At 47.0% G+C, this 21,094-nt stretch carries 10 protein-coding genes and 1 pseudogene; 4 read left to right on the plus strand and 7 right to left on the minus strand.

The window, feature by feature from the left end; translation table 11 throughout:
• Positions 1-63: 63 nt before the first annotated feature.
• Complete coding sequence (locus C7379_RS09135; RefSeq protein ID WP_116617041.1) at positions 64-1,467, minus strand: serine/threonine protein kinase; 1,404 nt, start codon at positions 1,465-1,467, stop codon at positions 64-66.
• Positions 1,468-1,517: 50 nt separating this feature from the next.
• Positions 1,518-3,506 carry a KUP/HAK/KT family potassium transporter gene (locus tag C7379_RS09140; protein ID WP_116617042.1) on the minus strand — a complete coding sequence of 663 codons (1,989 nt, stop codon included), beginning with the start codon at positions 3,504-3,506 and terminating at the stop codon, positions 1,518-1,520.
• A 580-nt stretch (positions 3,507-4,086) separates the two neighbouring features.
• On the opposite strand from C7379_RS09140, the gene C7379_RS09145 reads away from it, so the two are divergent.
• From C7379_RS09145 to C7379_RS09155, 3 genes are all read left to right on the plus strand, one after another.
• On the plus strand, positions 4,087-5,688 hold the full coding sequence (locus C7379_RS09145) for a carboxylesterase/lipase family protein (protein ID WP_116617043.1): 1,602 nt from the start codon (positions 4,087-4,089) through the stop codon (positions 5,686-5,688).
• Between the two features lie 242 nt (positions 5,689-5,930).
• Positions 5,931-6,245 (plus strand): DUF3467 domain-containing protein, encoded by a 315-nt coding sequence (locus tag C7379_RS09150; protein ID WP_207773419.1) that lies wholly within the window; start codon positions 5,931-5,933, stop codon positions 6,243-6,245.
• 537 nt (positions 6,246-6,782) lie between these two features.
• A complete protein-coding gene (locus tag C7379_RS09155) occupies positions 6,783-8,351 on the plus strand; it encodes a sulfatase family protein (protein ID WP_116617045.1) in 1,569 nt (522 codons plus the stop codon).
• Positions 8,352-8,479: 128 nt separating this feature from the next.
• On the opposite strand, the gene C7379_RS09160 is transcribed toward C7379_RS09155, so the two are convergent.
• The 4 genes from C7379_RS09160 to C7379_RS09175 all read right to left on the minus strand — a co-directional run bounded on the left by C7379_RS09160 (position 8,480) and on the right by C7379_RS09175 (position 17,598).
• On the minus strand, positions 8,480-9,829 hold the full coding sequence (locus tag C7379_RS09160) for a DUF389 domain-containing protein (RefSeq protein WP_116617046.1): 1,350 nt from the start codon (positions 9,827-9,829) through the stop codon (positions 8,480-8,482).
• A gap of 318 nt (positions 9,830-10,147) precedes the next feature.
• Positions 10,148-11,911, minus strand: coding sequence for a RagB/SusD family nutrient uptake outer membrane protein (locus tag C7379_RS09165; protein WP_116617052.1), 1,764 nt, complete (start codon positions 11,909-11,911; stop codon positions 10,148-10,150).
• A 25-nt stretch (positions 11,912-11,936) separates the two neighbouring features.
• On the minus strand, positions 11,937-15,023 hold the full coding sequence (locus C7379_RS09170) for a SusC/RagA family TonB-linked outer membrane protein (protein WP_116617047.1): 3,087 nt from the start codon (positions 15,021-15,023) through the stop codon (positions 11,937-11,939).
• Between the two features lie 4 nt (positions 15,024-15,027).
• Positions 15,028-17,598 carry a zinc-dependent metalloprotease gene (locus C7379_RS09175; RefSeq protein WP_116617048.1) on the minus strand — a complete coding sequence of 857 codons (2,571 nt, stop codon included), beginning with the start codon at positions 17,596-17,598 and terminating at the stop codon, positions 15,028-15,030.
• A gap of 448 nt (positions 17,599-18,046) precedes the next feature.
• Between C7379_RS09175 and priA the strand changes: the two genes are divergently transcribed.
• Entirely contained in the window at positions 18,047-20,329 is a 2,283-nt protein-coding gene (gene priA / locus C7379_RS09185) for a replication restart helicase PriA (protein WP_116617050.1), read from the plus strand.
• A gap of 468 nt (positions 20,330-20,797) precedes the next feature.
• On the opposite strand, the pseudogene C7379_RS09190 reads toward priA, so the two are convergent.
• Positions 20,798-20,998 (minus strand): annotated as a pseudogene (locus tag C7379_RS09190) (hypothetical protein); the annotation flags it as partial.
• Positions 20,999-21,094: the final 96 nt, after the last annotated feature.

Raw genomic sequence — 21,094 nt, forward strand, 5'->3', positions numbered from 1 at the left:
TACGGGAGTAGCACTGTCACTAAAAAGGATCAATATTAACTTAGTGCGATAGCCCCTTTCTTACTACTTGCCACCCAAAGCGTTTTGCCACTGTGATAAGCAATCGGGATCTTGGAAAAAAGCTATTCGTCCTTTTTCCGAGTAGGTATCGGCAATGTCGAGAATGCTGTTAAAATTTGGAGCGCTGGCATCAAGGATTTTCAACAAAGCCTTGCGATTGCTCTCTCGCATGAGTTTGCGTTCACGTTTCACTACTGTTACACCAAAATTCAATCGCTCTTTGTCTGTCTTTAGTTGATGATAGACGGTTCTGTCCCACTCAAGGCTTTGCTTCATGATTTCAAATGCACGCTGCTTGGAATCCTCCATAAATTGCTTATATTGCTCATTGGAGAGTTGTTGCCTGCTATTGGGTGTTTGCAACGATTCCGCGCGCGACATGCGTGACCGCTCACGATTGCTTGTAAGGTCGTCTCGAAAAACAGCTCTACCTTTACCATTTGCCTTCGGCATATTCGTGTGAGTTGTCGAGACATTGTCTGTAGCCACCATCACCGGACGTTTGACGCTGCCCGCCTGTTCGACTTGTATAGCGGTTGGCGTTATAGCTGACGGCGTATTTGCAACGTGTTGTAGATAGATGAGCAAAACGCCAAAGATGACCGCAGCCAATCCCGCTCCCACCAATCCATATACCACGAATTGTCTCGAGCTTGTTTTTTCAGTCCAATGGATTTCCGAAAGACGGTCGTAACGTTTTGTACGGTCATACTGTATGCAGTTGTTGATGATAGGCAGGTATTTCTTTTGATATCCGAAACACGTGGTTAATTCGTCCAACAACTTTCCAAAAGAATAGACATCCGCTCGACCATCCAATCCTTCGATACCGTTGGCCTGTTCTGGAGCAATGTAGTTGACTGTTCCTGCCGGACTCTTAAGGATGGTATAATCGTCAGCGTCCGCAAGCCCAAAGTCTATCAACTTTGCGTTCCTGCCATTGGTAGTTACCATGATGTTCTCAGGCTTCAGGTCTCTGTGCACAATTTGATTGTCGTGCAGGTAGTCCAAAGCCTCGCCTATCTGTCTCATCATTCTTACCAATGATTTCTCATCCCATCTCTCCGATGCCATAACTTGCCTAAGGTTCTTTCCCTTAACGTATTCTTGGACTATGCAAAGGCCGATGCCATCCACCTCCTCTATCCCTATAGTTTGTGCTATATGTGGGTGCGAAAGTTGGTAGGCTATTTCAAACTCTTTACGAAGCATAGACACGATATGAGCGTCTTTTTGATATGCAGACTTCAGGCCTTTGAGAAGAAACCATTTTCCAAGGCGTTCCGCCCTATATAAAACAAACAACTTGCTGCTGTTATCGGCCAAAGGCTTTATATTTGTAAATGACGATGACAAAAACTCTCTATTATCGTATATGAAACCGGAATTAGGGTAAACATCATTCATCTTCAAATTGTTCAGTGGTTAAACAATACTGCTACGGAGTTGCACAAACCTTACGGCATGGACGGCTCGTTGTCTTTATTGCTGTCAATTCGCTTAATAACACGCTGTCTGTGCGGCTTCACCACCAATGGCACATTTTCGATAAACACGTTGCTTGTGTCAAGCCCTAACGCTCGCGACATGCTCTGTTTCAAATGGGATATTATAGAGTATAGCCCCATAACGAGACGTTCTTTCGCAGAGAAGTGGTTGAGAGCCATATAAATTCTATTGATGATGACAAAGATAAAGTTGCCAGGAATATCGTGTTTCCTTAGTGACGGGTGGCAGCTGTCAAGCTCAAATTCCTTGTTGGCCACCAATTGTTCTATTACCTGTCGAAAGTAAAGGTTCACCAAGGGTTGTATACGAAATCCCAACTTCAGGTTGATACGGTAGAGCGTACCGGGTATCAACGTGGCAAACTCATACTCCAACGTAGATGGCTCATCTTGATATTCTATGTGAAGCAGAATATAGTGGTCAGCTCGCATAGGGTGTTTATGGATAATGGAATAAAGTACTTTTTGTTCAACATCAAAGATACCAGAAAATTTACTAAGATATACAATATTGGTAGCAAACTTGGCAATCGTCGTATCGTGTTTGATGTCAGAAATTACATTGTACGAATCCCTAATATCACACTTTTTCACCTGTTGGTTACGTATCATGTTGGCATTGTACCAAACATACATTATTACAAACATACCACCAGCCATAAGCATTGTCACCCAACCTCCATGAACAAACTTGAACATATTCGCTATTAGAAAGATACTTTCAAGGCCAATGAAGAAAAGCCCAAAAGGCAAGGTTACAAACAGCGACACCCGGTGCTGTCGTAGGTAGGCAAGCAGCAATAGGGTGGTCATGAGCATCGTGACAGTGATGGCCAAGCCATAGGCCGCCTCCATATTCTCTGAGTTTTTAAAGAAAAGGATGACGAGAATACAGAGCAAATAAATCGCAGTGTTCACAAACGGAATATAGAGTTGTCCCCTCACGTCGGTGGTATATTTTATCTTCTGTCGTGGCCAAAACTTTAAATTCATAGCCTCACCGAAAATAGTAAACGAGCCACTGATAAGCGCTTGGCTGGCAATGATAGCAGCAATGGTAGCCATGACAATACCAAAGAAAAGAAAACCGTTCGGCATGATGGCATAAAAAGGATTGATTTCCCTCGTAAGACTGTTGGCATGCTTAACAACCCATGCTCCTTGTCCCAAATAGTTGAGTATAAGCATCGATTTGACAAAAGCCCAACTCACCCGAATATTTTTTTCACCACAGTGGCCAAGGTCAGAGTAGAGAGCCTCCGCTCCAGTGGTACAAAGAAACACGGCCCCAAGGATAAGAAACCATTCGGGGTCATGCGTCACCAACCTAATGGCGTAAAAAGGATTGAACGCCTTCAAAATAGGCATGAAGTCGGCTATATGCATCAGTCCCAGTACACCCATCATCGCAAACCACACAAACATCAAAGGTCCGAAAAACTTGCCAATGGTATTAGTACCAAACTGTTGAATAAAAAAAAGTACCGTAATAATACAAAGGCAAATCGGAACGATGGGCGTTTTTGGCTCATAAGCTTTCAGTCCCTCAATGGCCGAGAGCACTGTGATAGAAGGAGTAATCACTCCATCAGCCACCAACATACTCGCACCAATGATAGCCAATAGATAGAACCAGCGCGGACTATGTCGCCTTATGAGAGCATAAAGAGCCAAAATGCCACCTTCGCCCTTATTGTCGGCTCGGAGCGCAATGAGAACATATTTTAGAGTGGTTTGTAGCGTCAGAGTCCAAATAATACACGACACGGCACCAGTGATGTAATCAGCATTTATTGTGGTTCCGGCTTTCACTATGGCTTTCATCACATAAAGTGGAGAAGTGCCAATATCGCCAAATACAATGCCCAATGTCACGATGACGCCTACAAAGGTCAGGCGATGGTGCACAACCTGTTTGGTTTTAGAGTTCAATACCATAATATTGTACTATTTCTTTGTCTAAAAAAATTGCCGCAAAAATAACAAAAGAAAATAGGAGACACAACTTTTATCTATCATTTTTCACTTTATTCAAATATATTTCATTGAGCTGCATAGATATCGAAACATGCGAGAATTTTTTTATTTTTTTCTTTTCAAATTTTCACAACACATCAAACAGCCATCTCCTCGCATTCACTCAAATAGACGAGGCTATCTTTCCACTCTTTTGTTTAATGGCACACTAATGGTACTGCGACTCGCACATATTCTTTTGCCTCTCTCTGTCAATTAGGTACAAATCCTAATAAAAATAATTTCCGCTGCAAAGCAATTCCTTATTCCTTAAACCATAACTATCTTTCGTTTCATACTTCAATCACATAGAATATGCGTTCATCAGCCCGAGCTTTCAAATTTAATTTGTACCTTTGCCATATAGGTTGTTGCATTTGTCACTGACCACAACACCACACATGATGTCTTGTTGCCTTATGCACGTTCATTCAATTTAAAATCTACCCCTCATCATGTGTAATATAATTCTAATAGATAATCATATCACCAAACATATCATATGAAGAAAAAGTTATTATTGTTCGTCATTTTATTCGTTTCCACCATCAGCAAAGCTCAAGACGGGCCAAGAGCAATGGTGGCCGAGGGCATTTTAGAGGGCACATTCGAGTCTGGGGTAAAGGTTTTCAAAGGCGTTCCTTTTGCCGCTCCTCCCATTGGCGACCTTCGCTGGAGAGCACCCCAACCCGCCAAACATTGGAACGGAGTTCGAAAGGCTCAAAAGTTTGGTCCAGACCCCATGCAAGAGAACATTTATGGCGACATGATTTTCTGTGCGGACAGCAGAAGTGAAGACTGTTTATACCTGAACATTTGGACACCAAGCAAAACCATGGACGAAGGCTTGCCCGTACTTATCTACTTCAACGGTGGCGCTCTCATTGCCGGCAGCGGTAGTGAGCCTCGCTACGCAGGGTTGTCGTTAGCTCGAGAGGGTGTCATATCAATCACAGCCAACTATCGCGAAGGCATATTCGGCTTCTTTTGTTGCACAGAGCTATCCAAAGAGAGCACTTACAAAGGCTCGGGCAACTATGGATTTATGGACCAAGTGGCAGCTATCAAATGGGTTAAAAACAACATCAAAGCATTCGGTGGCAATCCTTCTCGTATCACCGTTGTAGGCGAGTCGGCTGGTTCCATGTCGGTCAGTGCACTGATGGCTTCACCTCTCTGTAAAGGGCTTTTCTCCCAAGCCATTGGCTCAAGCGGCTCGGTAATGGGTCTTCATCGTCTTGCCACACTACACGAAGCTGAAAAGAATGGCGACGCTAAAATTAGTTCTATGGGATGCAAAAACCTGAGAGAAATGCGTGCGCTACCCGCAGACGAGCTATTAAAGAAGGCTGCTGTCAAAGGGCTTGCCCAATATAATATAGATGGTTATTTCTTCACCGAGCAGCCTGTAGAGACTTATAGGAAAGGCCATCAACTACAAATACCACTTATGGTAGGTGGTACCTCTACCGAAATAGGCAGCTTTAACTTTAATGGCATGTCGCCCTCGATAGATAATGTCAAAGCCTTTGTGGCGAAAAGGCATGGGGATAAGGCCGAGCGCATTGTCGACTTATATGGCATACACACAGATGCAGACCTTCAAAGCAATAAAATCTTGGATTTAGCGTCAGACCTTTTCATCGGGTTCTCCACATGGCACTGGTGGAAGTTACATCAGCAAACCACCTCTAAGCCAGTGTATCGTTATAACTATTGCTGGCCAAGACCGGCAATGATCTTAAATGACAAGATAAATTGCTTGGCCGGTGGGGGCATTGACAATAAGCACAGCAACCCTTTGGCAAGCAGGGCAAAAGGTGCGGTACACTCCGCTGATATTGAATATGCCATGGGAACACTGTCCACCAATCGTGTCTATGATTGGCAGGCAGAAGATTATATCGTGTCTAAACAGTTCATGAAATACTATGTCAACTTTATCAAGACAGGCAATCCGAATGGTTTGGGGTTAGTGGATTGGTCTGCCACCAACGGTAAAAGCGTAGCGCCCGTCATGCAAATTGACTTGCACTGCATAGAGAAAGCAGATGCCGACCTTGAAAAGAGATATGAGTCATTAAGCAAATTATTCAACTATTAAATAGCTTGGGTGCATCAGGGCGTAATAAAAAAATTATTTGCTTTTTAGCTCGATCCATTTTGCAATGTTATAGCTCATTAAGACCAACAAAGTGCCATTTAAAGAACATTTTGACTTTAGAAAACCATCCACGAAATAAATGCGTGCATTGTTTGGAGGGCCAAAATCTTTTACATACCTTTGCAAGGCAACGGAAAGCGTATTGTTTAAATCATTAGAACACAAATAAAACTTACAAAATTATGGAAGATAATAGTAACGAACAGGTAAAAATAGAATTGAAATCTGAGGCAGCCTCAGGCGAATATTCTAACTTGGTAATGATCAACCACTCCTCCAGCGAGTTTATCATAGACTTTGCCCACATGCTACCCATCGCTCCTCCACAAATCTTTAGTCGGGTCATCATGGCACCCGAGCACACCAAACGATTGTTATTCGCCCTACAAGAGAATGTTGCCCGTTATGAAAAGGAGTTTGGCGAAATTAAGATTCCACAGGCTCCCATGCCCACTAATGGTGACACCATCGCTCCTTTTGGAACAGGAAAGGCATAACATTCTGTTAAGATAAAACCTGTCACAGCAAGTTTGTCAGGCTATCTTATTTGTCCTATAGTCCTGTTTATACATGCCAAACAGACTTTAACGACATATCTTAAGTTGATAGAAATCTCAATAGGAATTTGAAACCAACAAAATAAAATTTAGGTTTTAATGCCGTTATAAACATTTATCCTGCATGCCAATGGCACCGCAGGATGATTTTTATATGAGATATGACACGCCCAAGCAATGCCACAGCCATGCCACTTTCACAAGTTATCAATTAGAGCAGTGGCTTGTTTTTGTAAATAACAATGCTTTCTGACATAAAAACTTCTACAATCTGTTGTCATTATAAAATAAAACATATATCTTTGCTAAGCCTAACTCTCTAAAAGATTTAGCGTTATCAACAAACATACGCTACAATTGTGGAAAGCATTTTCAGGCCCTCTTCCCATACAGAAGCATTCGTATCGTTCAATAATTTAATCATTGCAATTGAAAAGAACTATCTTACATTCAAATCTATAAAATAACCAAAAAAACATGAATACAAAATTGATAGGAACCGCGGCGGTCATTCCCGCAATCGTAAACGCCAACGCCGCCGACCAAACCAAAATCAACAAGGCAAACCATACGGACCGACCGAACGTGGTTGTTATATTGGCAGACGATCTGGGATATGGCGATTTGCAGTGTTATGGGGCACGCAGGGTAAGCACACCCAACGTGGACCGGTTGGCGCAAAGCGGCATACGCTTCACGGACGCACATGCCATCGCAGCCACCAGTACACCCTCTCGCTACTCGCTTCTTACCGGCGAATATGCTTGGCGACGAGAAGACACCGATATTGCGGCGGGCAACGCAGGCATGATTATACGTCCCGGACAATTCACCCTGGCAGACATGTTCAAGAGCAAGGGCTATACCACTTGCGCCATAGGCAAGTGGCATTTAGGACTTGGAGACCAAACAGGCGGACAAGACTGGAACGCTCCATTGGCACAGTCGCTTGGCGACTTGGGCTTCGATTACCATTACATCATGGCTGCGACGGCCGACCGTGTGCCTTGCGTATTCATCGAGAATGGACAGGTAGCCAACTACGACCCAAACGAGCCCATCGTGGTGGACTATGAAAAACCCATCCCCGGCGAGCCTACGGCCGAAAACAATCCGGAACTGCTGTACAACCTCAAATCAAGCCACGGTCACAACATGGCCATAGTGAATGGCATTGGCCGAATAGGCTACATGAAAGGTGGCGGAAAAGCCCTGTGGAAAGACGAGAATATCGCCGACTCCATCACCGACCGCGCCGTGCGTTTCATACGTGAAAACCGAGACAAACCGTTCTTCATGTATTTCGCGACCAATGATGTGCACGTGCCTCGTTTCCCCCATGAGAGGTTCAGGGGTAAAAATCCTATGGGGCTGCGTGGCGATGCCATTGCGCAATTCGATTGGTCGGTGGGAAAGATCATGGAGGCTCTGCATGAAATGGGCTTGTCAGACAATACACTTGTCATTCTGACCAGTGACAACGGTCCGGTGATAGACGATGGCTATCAAGACTTGGCTGACGAGAAATTAGGGAGTCACAAACCTGCGGGACCATTCCGCGGAACAAAATACAGTGCTTTCGAAGGTGGAACGGCCGTTCCTTTCATTGTGAGTTGGCCAAACAAGATTGCAGCGGGACAACAGTCTAACGCGCTCGTGAGCCAAATAGACTTGCTGGGATCGATGGCAGGCATGCTCAACGCGAGATTGCCCAAAGGCAGCGCTCCCGACAGCGAAAACGCCATTAATGTGATAATGGGTATCGACAAAGTGGGCCGACAGTATGTCATTGAGCAATCGTTAACCCACGTGCTATCGGTGCGAACGCCACAATGGAAATACATAGAACCTAACGACGGCGAACCGTCAATAGAATGGGCACCCAAAGTCGAAACCGGAAACTACCCTACCCCACAGCTCTACAACATGAGAGACGAGCTGTACGAACGCAAAAACGTGGCTGAAAAATATCCCGAGCAGACCGCACGATTAGCCAATATCCTACAAATTGAGCGTAACAAGTTTGATAACCAATCCACACATTGACCATTCAATGCTCACTACACCCATTGGCTAATACAACAGCCTCATCCTAAGTTGGCATGGCGTTGGTGGCTATCTCTATAAAAGAAACGAGACAAACAGTTCCGCTTGGATCGTCTGCACAGGCACGCTCATTGTTGAGTGACAAACAGCCTGACGCTATCTGCACGCACCCGCGCCTTGAGCCACTTCTGCAATCGAGCTATTTCGGTAAAACTAAGATTTTTTTTACAGCCGGCGATAGCCACCACATAGGGATGTGCGCTCGCAGAGTCCATACTGTTTTCTACCGCCAACGACAAACTGAGCGTACGAATGGAGGGCCACAAAGTGTTGATTTCGCCTTTCAATTCAACAGGCATATTTTCATAGAAAGTGTAACGATCCGCCATCTTTTGCAACTCATCCATCTCCGCCGACTGCTCCATTAACTTTTTGTTAGAAGCGTCGCTGCCGACAGTCGCGCTGTGGAGCAGTTTGCTCATCAGTGTGCTATCCGAGAGCGAGCCTTGTATGACGTTGAGTTTATAATGTGACAAATGATATTGCTCCATACGTTTGGAAGCCACGTCTATGGTCTTTGGGCTAATGTTTCGTCCCACAGCCACAATGTCAAGCATTTGCCGTTCCTCATCCAAATCGTGCGAGATAATCTGCGTGCCTTTGCTGGCCAACTCCGCCCTGACAAACCTTGCCACGTTGCTCTCTGCTATACTGTGCCTCACGATGCCTATTGTCATATAAGCGGCGGGCACCATAGTGAGCAACACAATGACGACAATATACATTCTGACGTTTCTCAAGCGTTTGGAATCTACAAATTCTTTGTGTCTGAATCTCAACATGCGAATACCAAGAAAGGTTGCGGAGCAGATAAATACAGAGTTGATGAAATAAAGATAGAACGCACCGATAAAATAAGAAAAATTACCAATGGCAATGCCATAGCCAGCGGTACAAAGTGGGGGCATCAACGCAGTGGCGATGGCTACGCCCGGAATGACGTTTCCTTTGCCCTTGGTGCACAAAGCTATGATGCCAGCGGCACCACCGCAAATAGCTATCAATACGTCGTAAAGTGTGGGCGAGGTGCGAGCCAAAAGCTCGGATTGGGCCTCGGTAATAGGACTCAGGCTAAAATAAAGCGCGGCGGTGAGCACGCTGATAGCCGTTGATATGGCAAAATTTTTGAACGATTGCTTCACCAATTCAAAATCGGTGATGCCCACACCGGCTCCGATACCGATGATGGGGCCCATCAATGGCGAGATGAGCATGGCACCGATGATGACAGCCGTAGAATTGACGTTAAGGCCCAAAGACGCCACCAAGATGGAAAAGATGAGCACCCACAGGTTGGACCCATGGAATATAACGTCATCGCGAATCTGTTTAATGGTATCTTTTTCGCTCTCTTTATCTGGCAAAGCGTTGAAATAACCCTTCACCACCTTCCACAATGTTTCTTTCTTTTCTTCCATAATCGTATTTTGATGCCAAAGATACTATATTTTGCACAATAGCAAGGCAACAAACAGGTAAAAATCTTTCTTTCCTTTGAAAGAGCTTTGTTATATGCTTTTGCAAAGCTATAGGGCACATGCTACACCACCTATGGTCATTGGTCAGGGTCAAAACACTGTCCTGTTCTCCCAGCAACCGCCACGACTCATAAGATTATAGCACCCAAAAGGCCAGGTATATGGCAGCTAATAAACAAAAGACATCCGCGACACCCCCATGAAAGAGCGTCGCGGAAGCATAAGATAGCCCAAGGGCATGTCTTGTCACGAGAAACGCTATTCCATCTCGTGCCAACCCTCGTTTTGTTCTATCCCGTGGTATCGCACCTCCGACCAAGGTATGGGATAGTAATATTGGTTAGCTCTGAACACACGTTCGGCTGCCTGGCTCTTCAGGTCACTGACCGTGTAAGTGGTGGCACCGTCTGCCGTTTTGACGATCTTCACGCCCCGCAAGGGATTGGTAGAGCCGTTCAACTTGTCAAACGCTGTTCCTAATCGAAGATAATCCCAATATATAGATTCCTCGAAAGCCAGCTCCACACGACGCTCATGAAGTATTTGCTCGAGCGTAACAGAGGGCAAAGCGTCCATGTGCACTCTCTTTCTAACCTCGTTAACAGCCTCCAAAGCCTTGGCAGCATTGCCCACGCGGAACTGAGCCTCTGCATAATCGAGCAGCGCCTCAGCGTACCTCCAAATGATATAATGCTGCTTGCTGCCATACTTTCTGTCGCCAAAAAGCTCTGTTTTGGGGTCAAGAAACTTGCGCATATAGTATCCCGTACGTGTCACGGCGGCGTTACGATTGGTGCCATACTTCGTGAGGTCAACACCAGGTACTTCCTTGCCATTCTCCACGGTATAATGTATTTCAAACTCATGCTTGTTGTACGTAGAGCCATCATAAGTGATGTTAGCGTAAAAGCGATAATCACGGTTGGCGTACGGATGCTGCGCGTCATAGGTTTTACCATCTCTCATACCATATTCGTCCACATGATTTTGTGTGGGAACATAGGCACAACTTGTTCCAGCAAAGAATGGTGAGGCAGCGTCTTCGTCGAGACGGTGCCCGAAATCATCAACAATACCGTCAGAGCTGTGCTGAACCTCGTAGATAGACTCGGGGCTGTTGTGAAGCCGGAAAATCGCGTTATAGCTCTCGGCTATCTCACTTTCGGTGTTGCCTGTCACCGGAACCAATGAGTAGCACCCCAAATTTATCAACTCTTCATAAGCTTTGACAGCTTTTTGCATCATCTCTTTGGAACGGTCAGACGTGAAGCCGTATATGGCTTTGCCCTTGTTCTGAAACGCTGGCGACCCTACCCAGAAGTATGCTTTAGCCTTGAGCATGATGGCTGCGCCCTTTGTTACGCGCCCCACATTCTCCGGATCATTTTTCACGGCGAGCAGGCTTGCGGCCTTGTCGGCCTCCGAGGCAATATAATTCACCATCTCCTCGTATGAGGAACGCGGAAATTTGCGATGGTCATTCAGTGGGTCATACAAGTTTTCGATAAGCATTGGCGCACCAAAACGACGGAGGAGTTGGTAGTAATACCATCCCCTGAAGAAGTGGGCCTCGCCCAAAATACGGTTTTTATGTGGTCCGTCAGCAATTTCGTTTGCGTTGGCCAACAGCCTATTGATATGCTGTATCATTTCATAGTATTTGCCCCATTCATTTGAGCCTGCTGTATTGATAGCTTCTTCTTCGCCAGCCACTTCCTCGGCGAAGATAGTGCGGCTCCACTCTGTACGCGAGTAGGTTATTTGGTCGGTAAACCATCCTGTGTACGGTTTTGACAAATAGCGCAAGAACCAACTTGTGGACATCATTGTGCTGAAGCCGTTGGTAAGGTTGTTATACCACACCAAGCTGTACTCGTCCAATAGATTAGGACTTTTCCAAATGCTCGGCTCAGCAAGTTTATCGACAGGCGCGTCTTTAAATAGATCGTTGCAACCAGTTGTCACGAAGGTAAGCGACAAAGAGGCAAAGCCTGTCAATATATATTTACTAATTCTGTTCATAATCATAAGTTTATGTATTCCTTGTTTAGAAACCGATATTCGCATTGATACCATAAGTACGCTGGATGGGATATCCTCGCAAAGACTCGGGGTCCATGTACTTGAGCTTGCTCCATGTATGGAGGTTGCCACCCATCAATGATATGCTAAGCGATGATAGTTTGAGTTTGCTCAAAACAGAGGAGGGCAACGAGTAGCCGACGCTGACAGATTTTAAGCGTACAAAACTGTTGTCTCGCACCCAGAACGATGACTTCTTACGGTTGTTGTCTCTTGCCGTTGCCAACTTGACGCGTGGGAACGAAGCATTGGGGTTCTCGGGAGTCCAACAATCAGTGAGGTGATAATCCTGGAACTTGGGCAAGCTGCCATTTTCTAATGAGTACATCTCGCTTACATATTGCTTGAAACCAGCAACTCCTTGGAACATGACGCTTACGAAGAACCCTTTGTAGCTTGCGCCCAAACGTAAACTTCCAGTGAAATCGGGATATTGTGAATCCCTGAAAGGCTTCAAGTCTTTGTCATCCAACACGCCATCGTCGTTCTGGTCCTTGTATTTGATATCGCCGGGCTTTATCGTTTTGTTTTTGCCTTTGTACGTTCCATCTTGGTTGAGTTTCCAATTGTCTATCTCTTCTTGGGTTTGGAATAGACCTAACGATTCGTACATCCATGTGGTTCCGGTGCTTTGACCCTTTCTGCGCATGTTCTCCAACTGGTTGGACTCGTCTCCCCAGTCTATCACTTTGTCACGTCCTAATGACAACGTGAGCGCAGCGTCATACCTAAACTTGTTGATGCTGTTTCTGTGCGTGAGCGTAAGATCCCATCCCCAAGCCTTCAGCTTGCCAAAATTCATCAATGGCACGCTACCGTTGGTACCGGTGGATGCGGGATACAGATAGTCGGGAGCAGGTGTCAACATATCCGTGCGGTAACGAACGTAATATTCGTAAGTGAGACCAAACCTATTATCCCAAAATCCGAGGTCTATACCCACGTTGTAATCATGGTTCTTTTCCCATGACAAACGTGTGTTGGGATAGTTGCCAGTAGCCACAATTACCGCGGGTTTGAACACGCCACCGACGTTGTAGCCATAGGCGGGCGAATAGATATATTTGAGCAAGTATGAGTAATCTTGCACGCTCCCATCACGCCCTAACAAACCGGTGGACAAGCGAAACTTAACATTGCTCAACACTTTCTGCTTCCAATTCTTGAAAAATTCTTCGTTAGAGAGAATCCAGGAAGCCGAGACAGTGGGGAAAAACGCCCAACGATGATCTGGGTGGAATTTCGCGGAGCCATCCATGCGGAAACTGAACTCTGCGAAATAACGATTTGAAAAACCGTAGGTGGCACGTCCAATCAATGACGCACGCTGTACCTCGCTGTCAACCCCATGCAATGTTCCCGTATTGGTCGAGCCGAGAACCTCTGGATATAAACCCGGCAAATCGTTGTTGGTTCCATCCATAGACTTGCGCTTATAAGATTGGTAGTTGGCCACTAACAATCCTGTGACATGGTGTTTGCCACCAAACGTGCGGTCGTAATTGGCGCCAAACTCTATCAAGGCGTTGTCAACAAACTGGGTACCCTGATATACACGTATCTTGGCTTTAGGATAAATAGTAGTCTTGTCTACCGTTATCTCCTTGGTTTTGTCATTGTACAAATACAGCGTTACGGGGTTGTCGTAGTTCTTGTTCAACGAGCTATTGTTGTCAACGGTCACCCTGCCGTAAACCGACAAGCCTTTAACCCAAGGCAATTCCCACTTCAGATTGGCCGTGACGGTGTTCATTTTAGTCGTCATTTGTTTATAACCTCCCAGTCCACGCACAGCTACCAAAGGGTTGGCATGGCCGATACTTGCCAAATCGCCATTGTCGTAGATAAACGGTTGGGTCGGGGCGTAGCTGTACGCTGCGTCGATAGTGGTGTAGCTGGTATTCTTATATGCAGATCTAACGCCGCTCATGTCAAGTGAGAGCGTCAATCCTTTGGCCAACGTGGCGTCGAGCTTGGCAGCATAGTTGAAACGATCGCGTCCAACGCCGCTATACAATCCCACCGTATTGGTATAGGCACCAGAAATATAATACCTGACAAACTTGTTACCGCCAGAGATAGAAACAGCGTGCGTAGTTGACGTGCCATGCGATTTCAAGTAGTCGAGCAAGTTGGTGTCGGCGTACTTATTGGGCATGGATTGTGTCCTGATTAGCTCCATTTCTTCCTCTGTGTATGGCTGGGCGTTTCTTGCGCCCTCCACTGCCTTGTTATAGAGCTTGGCAAATTCGTAGCTCTTTAGGAAATGAGGAAATTGCGTGGCCTCTTGGATATTGAACTGCCCACGATAGTTGACGCGCACCTTGGAGTCGCCAGAAGCACGCTTTGTCTTGACGAGTATAACGCCATTGGCGGCACGCACACCATAAACGGCGGCCGCGGCGGCGTCCTTGAGGATAGAAATGCTCTCTATATCGTCAGGGTTGAGGTCTGAAAGGCGTTGTTCACCCTCCGTGGTGTTCTCCGAAAAACGAGGAATACCGTCTATGACCAACAATGGTGAGCTGACTGCTCCCGACATGGCACGAATACGAATAGAAGCCTCTCGAGCCGCGCCCGGGTCGCCAGAGAGCGACATTACTTGCAAACCAGCCACCTGGCCATTCAAGGCTTGGTCAAGATTTGGGGTTGGCATGCGCAAAAGGTCCTCGCCCTTCACCGTCTCTATAGAGCTGGTCAGGGCCGACTTTTTCTGCGTTCCGTAGCCCACCACGACAAGTTCGTCCAAGTTTTGAGCGTCTTCTTTCATCTTGACATTTAAGAGTTTGCCAAGAATGGCCTGTACAATCGCCTCTTTATAGCCTAAATAAGACACGACGATGTTATTCTTGCCCTTGGGCATCACAATCTTGAAGTTGCCATCCTTGTCAGTGATTACACCGGTTTTCTCTCCCTGTGCCCTCACCGCCGCTCCTATAATAGGCTCGCCCGAGGAGTCGACAACTTTTCCTGATACGGTTATGTCCTGTGCCAATGCAGGCATGGAGCATAGAGCCGCCAACAGCAATGTTAACAAAAAGGATTTTCTCATAGCCTTACTTTTTTAACAGTTTATCTATTTGTAAGATCTGATATTCGTAATAATTGCGCGTCTTCGCATCTCCCGTCGCTCTTTTCTGCTTGTAGAGAGCCACAACTTTTTTCAGCTGATTGAGCATGAGTGGCCCAAGCAAGTTAGACGACAAGGCTGGCAAACCGTAGTTAATGCGCATGAAAGAATATTCTGATTCTGTGTAGCTGCATGGCAGACTGGGCAGACAAACGTCATAGTTCAAATCGTCTTGGAGCAATGACAATCCTTTCTTTTTAGAAGCGTCGCCGTCCAATCCAGCGCTCTTCTTGAAAAGTGATATAATGGAAGCTTGCAAATTGATGTCCGACTCAGACAATGCCCTACCCTTCAAAGTGTTTTGGAATATCTCATTGAAAGCGTCGTTCATATATTGACCGAGACTGTAATTCTTGGTCGGATTAATTTTATAACCCTCGTTAACCCTGAACAAAGTGGTAGCGCCATAGATGCCACCACACAACGATTTTTGCAATTTCATGTTTACAGTGGAAGGCAAATCCAATTTAACTAACAGCGATTGCGGAGACAACCACGAGTTGTACGTGAGCGCTTGGTTCACCAACCACTTCATAGCCTTGCGCTGTGTAGCCTTGTCAACATAGGTCTTGGCACCTTTTTGGTTGTCGCCTTGCCTAATCTCGTGGTAACAAACACCACCCAAATATGGTATGACATGATGTAGATGCCTTGAATATTGAGACACAACCTCCTTGTACATTGCGGTCACGTCATCATAGTTCTTACCTTTCTCAAAGGTCCATTTCTCAAGGTTTTTCACAATAATCTTTAAGTTGCTGATGGCGTAATTGCCAGCCTTGATATGGTCATTACCCAAGTCTTCCGACTGTGCGGTGGGGTCTACGGTACCCATAAACTGCTGGGCGCCAAATTCAAACATAGGGTTTCCCTTCTTCGCGTCTATCCAAGCGTCCAACGTTTTTTTCTCAGCCTCTGGCGTATCAGCGTCTTTTATCAATCGGTATCCCCAATTGATGGCATAAATATCTGCCACGCCCAATATGGGCGGAGTGAGCTTTACACCACGCTCCAAGTCGCCGGGCTGCGCGACGAAGTTGTTGCGGGCATAGTCCATGATACTTGGCGTGGTGCCGTATTTTTGTGTGAACGAGGGGCTGCGCAACGAGTCTACCGGGAATGAGTAGCTCGCACCCATGTTGTGCATCAGACCAAGGGTGTGCCCCACTTCGTGGGCGGCGACGTAACGCATAGACTCTTGCATAAGGTCGTCATCAAAAACAGCCTTGTGCGTGCGTGCGTCGACGGCGGCAGTCTGGACAAATCGCCAGTCGTGCAACAACGACACCACGTTGTGGTACCATATCACGTCGGCTGTCAATATCTCTCCCGTGCGCGGATCCACATAGCTCGGACCCATGGCATTGGCAATGTCGGTAACGGCGTATTTCACGCAATTGTAACGCATGTCATCGGGGTCGAAGTTCGGGTCGTCTTTAGGATAGTCTAAAGCCTTTACCACATTTTTGAAACCCGCTGCCTCAAAAGCCTTGTTCCAATCCTCAATACCTTGTCGAACAGTGGCGCGCCATTTTTCGGGGAAAGCCGTGTCCACATAGTAAACAATCTGCTGTTTGGGCTCAACAAGTTCTCCTCTATAATATTTTTCCCATTCACCATCCTTGGGTTCCAACCGCCACCTGTTAATATAGGTCTTTGTCTCTATGTTGTCTTTGTTCGAAGAGTAGATATTCTTCTCCGTATCGAAGAAACCCACACGTTTGTCTTTTAGGCGCATGCGCATGGGTTTGTCAGGGGCCACGAAGAGCGAGCGGTGCATCTCCACGGTATAGGGCATATCCTTTTCGGTCAGGTTGTAAGATAGCACGCTCTTTATCTCCACGTTTTTAGGAAACGCTTTTACCTCGGTGATACCCGATGCGTCAGCGACGAAAGTTCCTTTCAGCGATTTTTTTCCACCAAGAAGTATAGACAAGGGATTGTCTTTCTTGATCGGACTAATACATTTTTCATTGCCACCAAAAAAGCTCGTCACGTCTATGAGCACATTTTTATCCTTGCGTCCAGCTATCTTGAATGCCTTCAACACAGGGTCTGCAAAGTTAGAACGAAACGCTGCGGCTATTGGGTCGTTCTTGGCCACCACATTGTCATTTTGAACCAAGTGCATATACACACGCGTGCTGTCCTTGGTGAAACGTAGCAACATGGGGTACGTAACCATCTGTCCAGCTACATAGTCGCTGGTGTTGCTGGTTTTTGAAATGCGATTGGACAGTATATAGAAATGCGAGAACACCGAATCTGGCATTTCAAAATACAACTTCCCATCCTTTTTCTGATAGGTATTGAACATGCCTTTGCACACCTTGGCATCCTTGATGGCTTTATTATAATCCTCAATTCCACCCGTTTCTTTTGATTTGTCGGTCAAAGCCTTCAGTGCGTCAGTCTTCTTCTTGTCTTTTTTCTTAGCAAGTGTAGGATTGGGAAACATCATTCCCATCAAAAAAAGAATAATCCATAAATTCCTCATAGTAGCATTTTATAATTTGAATATTGTTTTCAATTCTTAAAACTCGCCATTCTCCATCAATACATTCAACACACTGTCACAATACGCCCAACATACGAGGTGCGTTTTATAGGTATGGCGATCTCTCTTCTATATTTTTGCAAATATATACATTTTTATTCTAATCTTTATAATTTCTTCAAAAAATTTGACGGGAACAACCATTTTAACATATCAGATTATTATTTCCGCGCCAAATTAATTGTCCGACCGAAAAAATATGTTCGCCGCACGCGCAAAAATCGCGTCTCCACACATCTGTCAACGTTCATGGTGCGGCGCGAGTTTGCTACCTTTGAAGAACGGCAACAACCACCTGAAAACAGATGGCCGTCGGCACGGCGCACCTAATTTATCACCGTTTGCTTTGCCATGTTGTTTCTTTTTGTTTACTTTGCAAGCCATTGGGATGAAATATATTGACGTAATATTGCCATTGCCGCTCGACACCACTTTTACCTACGGCGTAACCGACGATCAGGCCACGAGCCTGGCAGCCGGCACACGCGTGTTGGTGCCATTTGGCCAAAGCAAGACCTACACGGGCATTTGCATTGGTTGCGCACGCGATACCATCAAGGGGCTGGACGCCAACAAGGTCAAGCCGATCATCAGCGTCGTGGACGCCGCGCCAACGCTGCTGCCAACGCAGTTGCGCCTGTGGCAGTGGATGGCCGATTACTACATGTCGCCCTTGGGCGACATATACAAGGCCGCCATGCCGGCCGGCATGAAACGCGAGGAGGGCTATCGAGCCAAGACAGAGGTGTGCGTGGGGCTGTCGGAGCCGCTGCGCGAGGAGCGGGCGTTGCGCGAGGCGTTAGGCACGCTGGCACGAGCGCCGAAACAGCAGCGCGCATTGGCTTGCTTCTTGAGTCTCACGCGCTGGGACAGCCTTCGTGGAGACAAGCCCCAAGAGACCATCGTGGAGATAACGAGAGAGGAACTTGCCAACGAGAGCCAAGCCACGGTAGCCGTCATCAACGCGCTCCGCGATCGCAAAATACTCTATACCTACGACCGCGAGGTGGGCCGGCTCAACCACGGCGGAGACTATCACCCTGAAAGAATACAGCCGCTAAGCCAGCCCCAGCGAGACGCTTACGACCAATTGCTGGCACAGTTCACGCAAAAAAACGTGGTGCTGCTTCATGGCGTGACATCCAGTGGTAAAACCGAGCTGTACATACATCTCATTCAAAAAACGCTGGACGAACACCGACAAACGCTCTACTTGCTGCCGGAAATCGCGCTGACGGTGCAAATCACGAGCAGGCTGCAGCGCGTTTTTGGCAACCGGCTTGGCATCTATCACAGCAAATACAGCGACGAGGAAAGGGTGGAAATATGGCGCAAACAGCTATCGGAGCATCCTTACGACATCATACTCGGCGCGCGGTCGGCCGTATTCCTGCCATTTCAAAAGCTCGGATTGGTCATCGTGGACGAGGAGCACGAGAGCAGTTTCAAACAGCAGGAGCCGTCGCCGCGCTATCACGCGCGTAGCGCGGCCATCGTGTTGGCCGGGATGTTTGGGGCCAAAACGGTGCTGGGCACCGCCACGCCGTCCATGGAGAGCTACCACAACACGCGGACGGGCAAATACGGATTGGTGGAATTGAAGACACGCTACCAAGGCATCGAGCTGCCCGAGATACGCATTGTGGACGTGAAAGACCTGCGCCGGCGCAAGATGATGTCGGGGCCTTTCAGCCCCACGCTGCTCGCAGCCATGCGCGATGCGTTGGCCAATGGCAAGCAAGTCATCTTGTTCCAAAACCGGCGCGGCTTCGCACCCATGATAGAGTGCAGGGTGTGCGGATGGGTCCCGAGATGCAAAAACTGCGACGTGTCGCTCACATACCACAAACGGCTCAACCTGCTGACGTGCCACTATTGCGGCTTTACATGCCAAGTGCCATCAGTTTGCCCCAATTGCGGCAACCCCAACATCAGCGGCAGGGGCTACGGAACGGAGAAGATAGAAACACTACTGGCCGACATTTTTCCCGAGGCCAAGGTGGCGAGGATGGACCTCGACACCACAAAGACGCGCCGGGCCTACGAGCGCTTAATAGGCAATTTCAGCCTTGGCAAAACGGACATACTCGTAGGAACGCAGATGGTAAGCAAGGGGCTGGACTTTGAGAACGTGGCCGTGGTGGGCATTCTCGACGCCGACTCCATGCTCAACTATCCCGACTTCAGGGCATACGAGCACGCTTTCATGATGATGTGCCAAGTGGCGGGCCGGGCCGGGCGAAAGGGCAAGCGCGGACTTGTGATACTGCAAACGCGCGACCCAAAGCTACCGGTGGTGAGACAAGCGGCGCACAATGACTTCGAGAGCTTCTACAACGACCTCTTGCAAGAACGAGAGATGTTCCAGTACCCACCATTCCACCATTTAATCTACGTGTTTCTAAAACACAAGCAGGAGCCCATAGCCGAGGCGGCGGCGCAAGAGATGGGAGCGCGCTTGCGCCATATCTTCGGCGACAGGGTGCTCGGTCCTGACAAACCGGCCGTGGCAAGAGTCAAGACCATGAACATTCGCAAGATTGTCATCAAGCTGGAGAACGGAGCGAACCTGCGACAGGCGCGGGCGAGCCTACGACAACTGCGAGACCAAATGTTACGACAGCCCTATTGCAAGGCACTGCAAATATATTATGATGTGGACCCATTGTAGCCCACAAAAACGTTGAATAAAATTGACAAAAGCATGCGCGACAATGGCGTATTTGCCCACAGGGTATAGCTTGGCCTCAAATACGCCCAAAATGGGGCATGTTCATAAAACGCTATCCACCAGCGAGAAACAATCATCAATGCCAATTTCGGCCACGAATGCCATTTCGCGCCGACCGCCATTAAGTACCAATGGCGACACAAAAAGGCACTAATGGCAACGCGTTTAGGCTTTAGAGGGATGGCGATGGGAGCTTAAACGGCGCGCCATTGCACATCAAACGCGAGGGCGTCATGCCGCAAAGGTATGACGCGCGCCTTCCATGGGCTGCCGGAAGGCGTCGCGCATGCGCCACGCGCCCTTTTCAGGCTGCTAAAACATGCGGTGGAGAAGTGCTTGTTTTTTTGACTTTTATTTGACTTTTATTTGGCTTTTATTTGAATTCGTAGATTCAACTTCAAAATGCAACTACGTTTGCAAATTTAAGTAAAAAGTCTCAAGTGGCGTTCTATCAGTCTGGAAAACATCTGCGTAAGCATTATCACAGGTATAGATATTCAGCACATACCGCCTTGATGTCCTGATCCACTTGGCTGGTACAGAGATAAACCTGAAGACAAACGCTTTTATGCGACTTGTTGCATTGAGTCCGAACTTCTTTACGTCAAGTCATTAGTGTCCCGTTAAAATAGGGACCAGTTAAATATTAATCAAATAACCCCGGAAAGAGGGGACAATCGAGTTCTTTGACATTATTGAAATCAG

Origin of the sequence: Hallella colorans, assembly GCF_003096815.1 — a bacterium.
GTDB lineage: Bacteria > Bacteroidota > Bacteroidia > Bacteroidales > Bacteroidaceae > Prevotella > Prevotella colorans.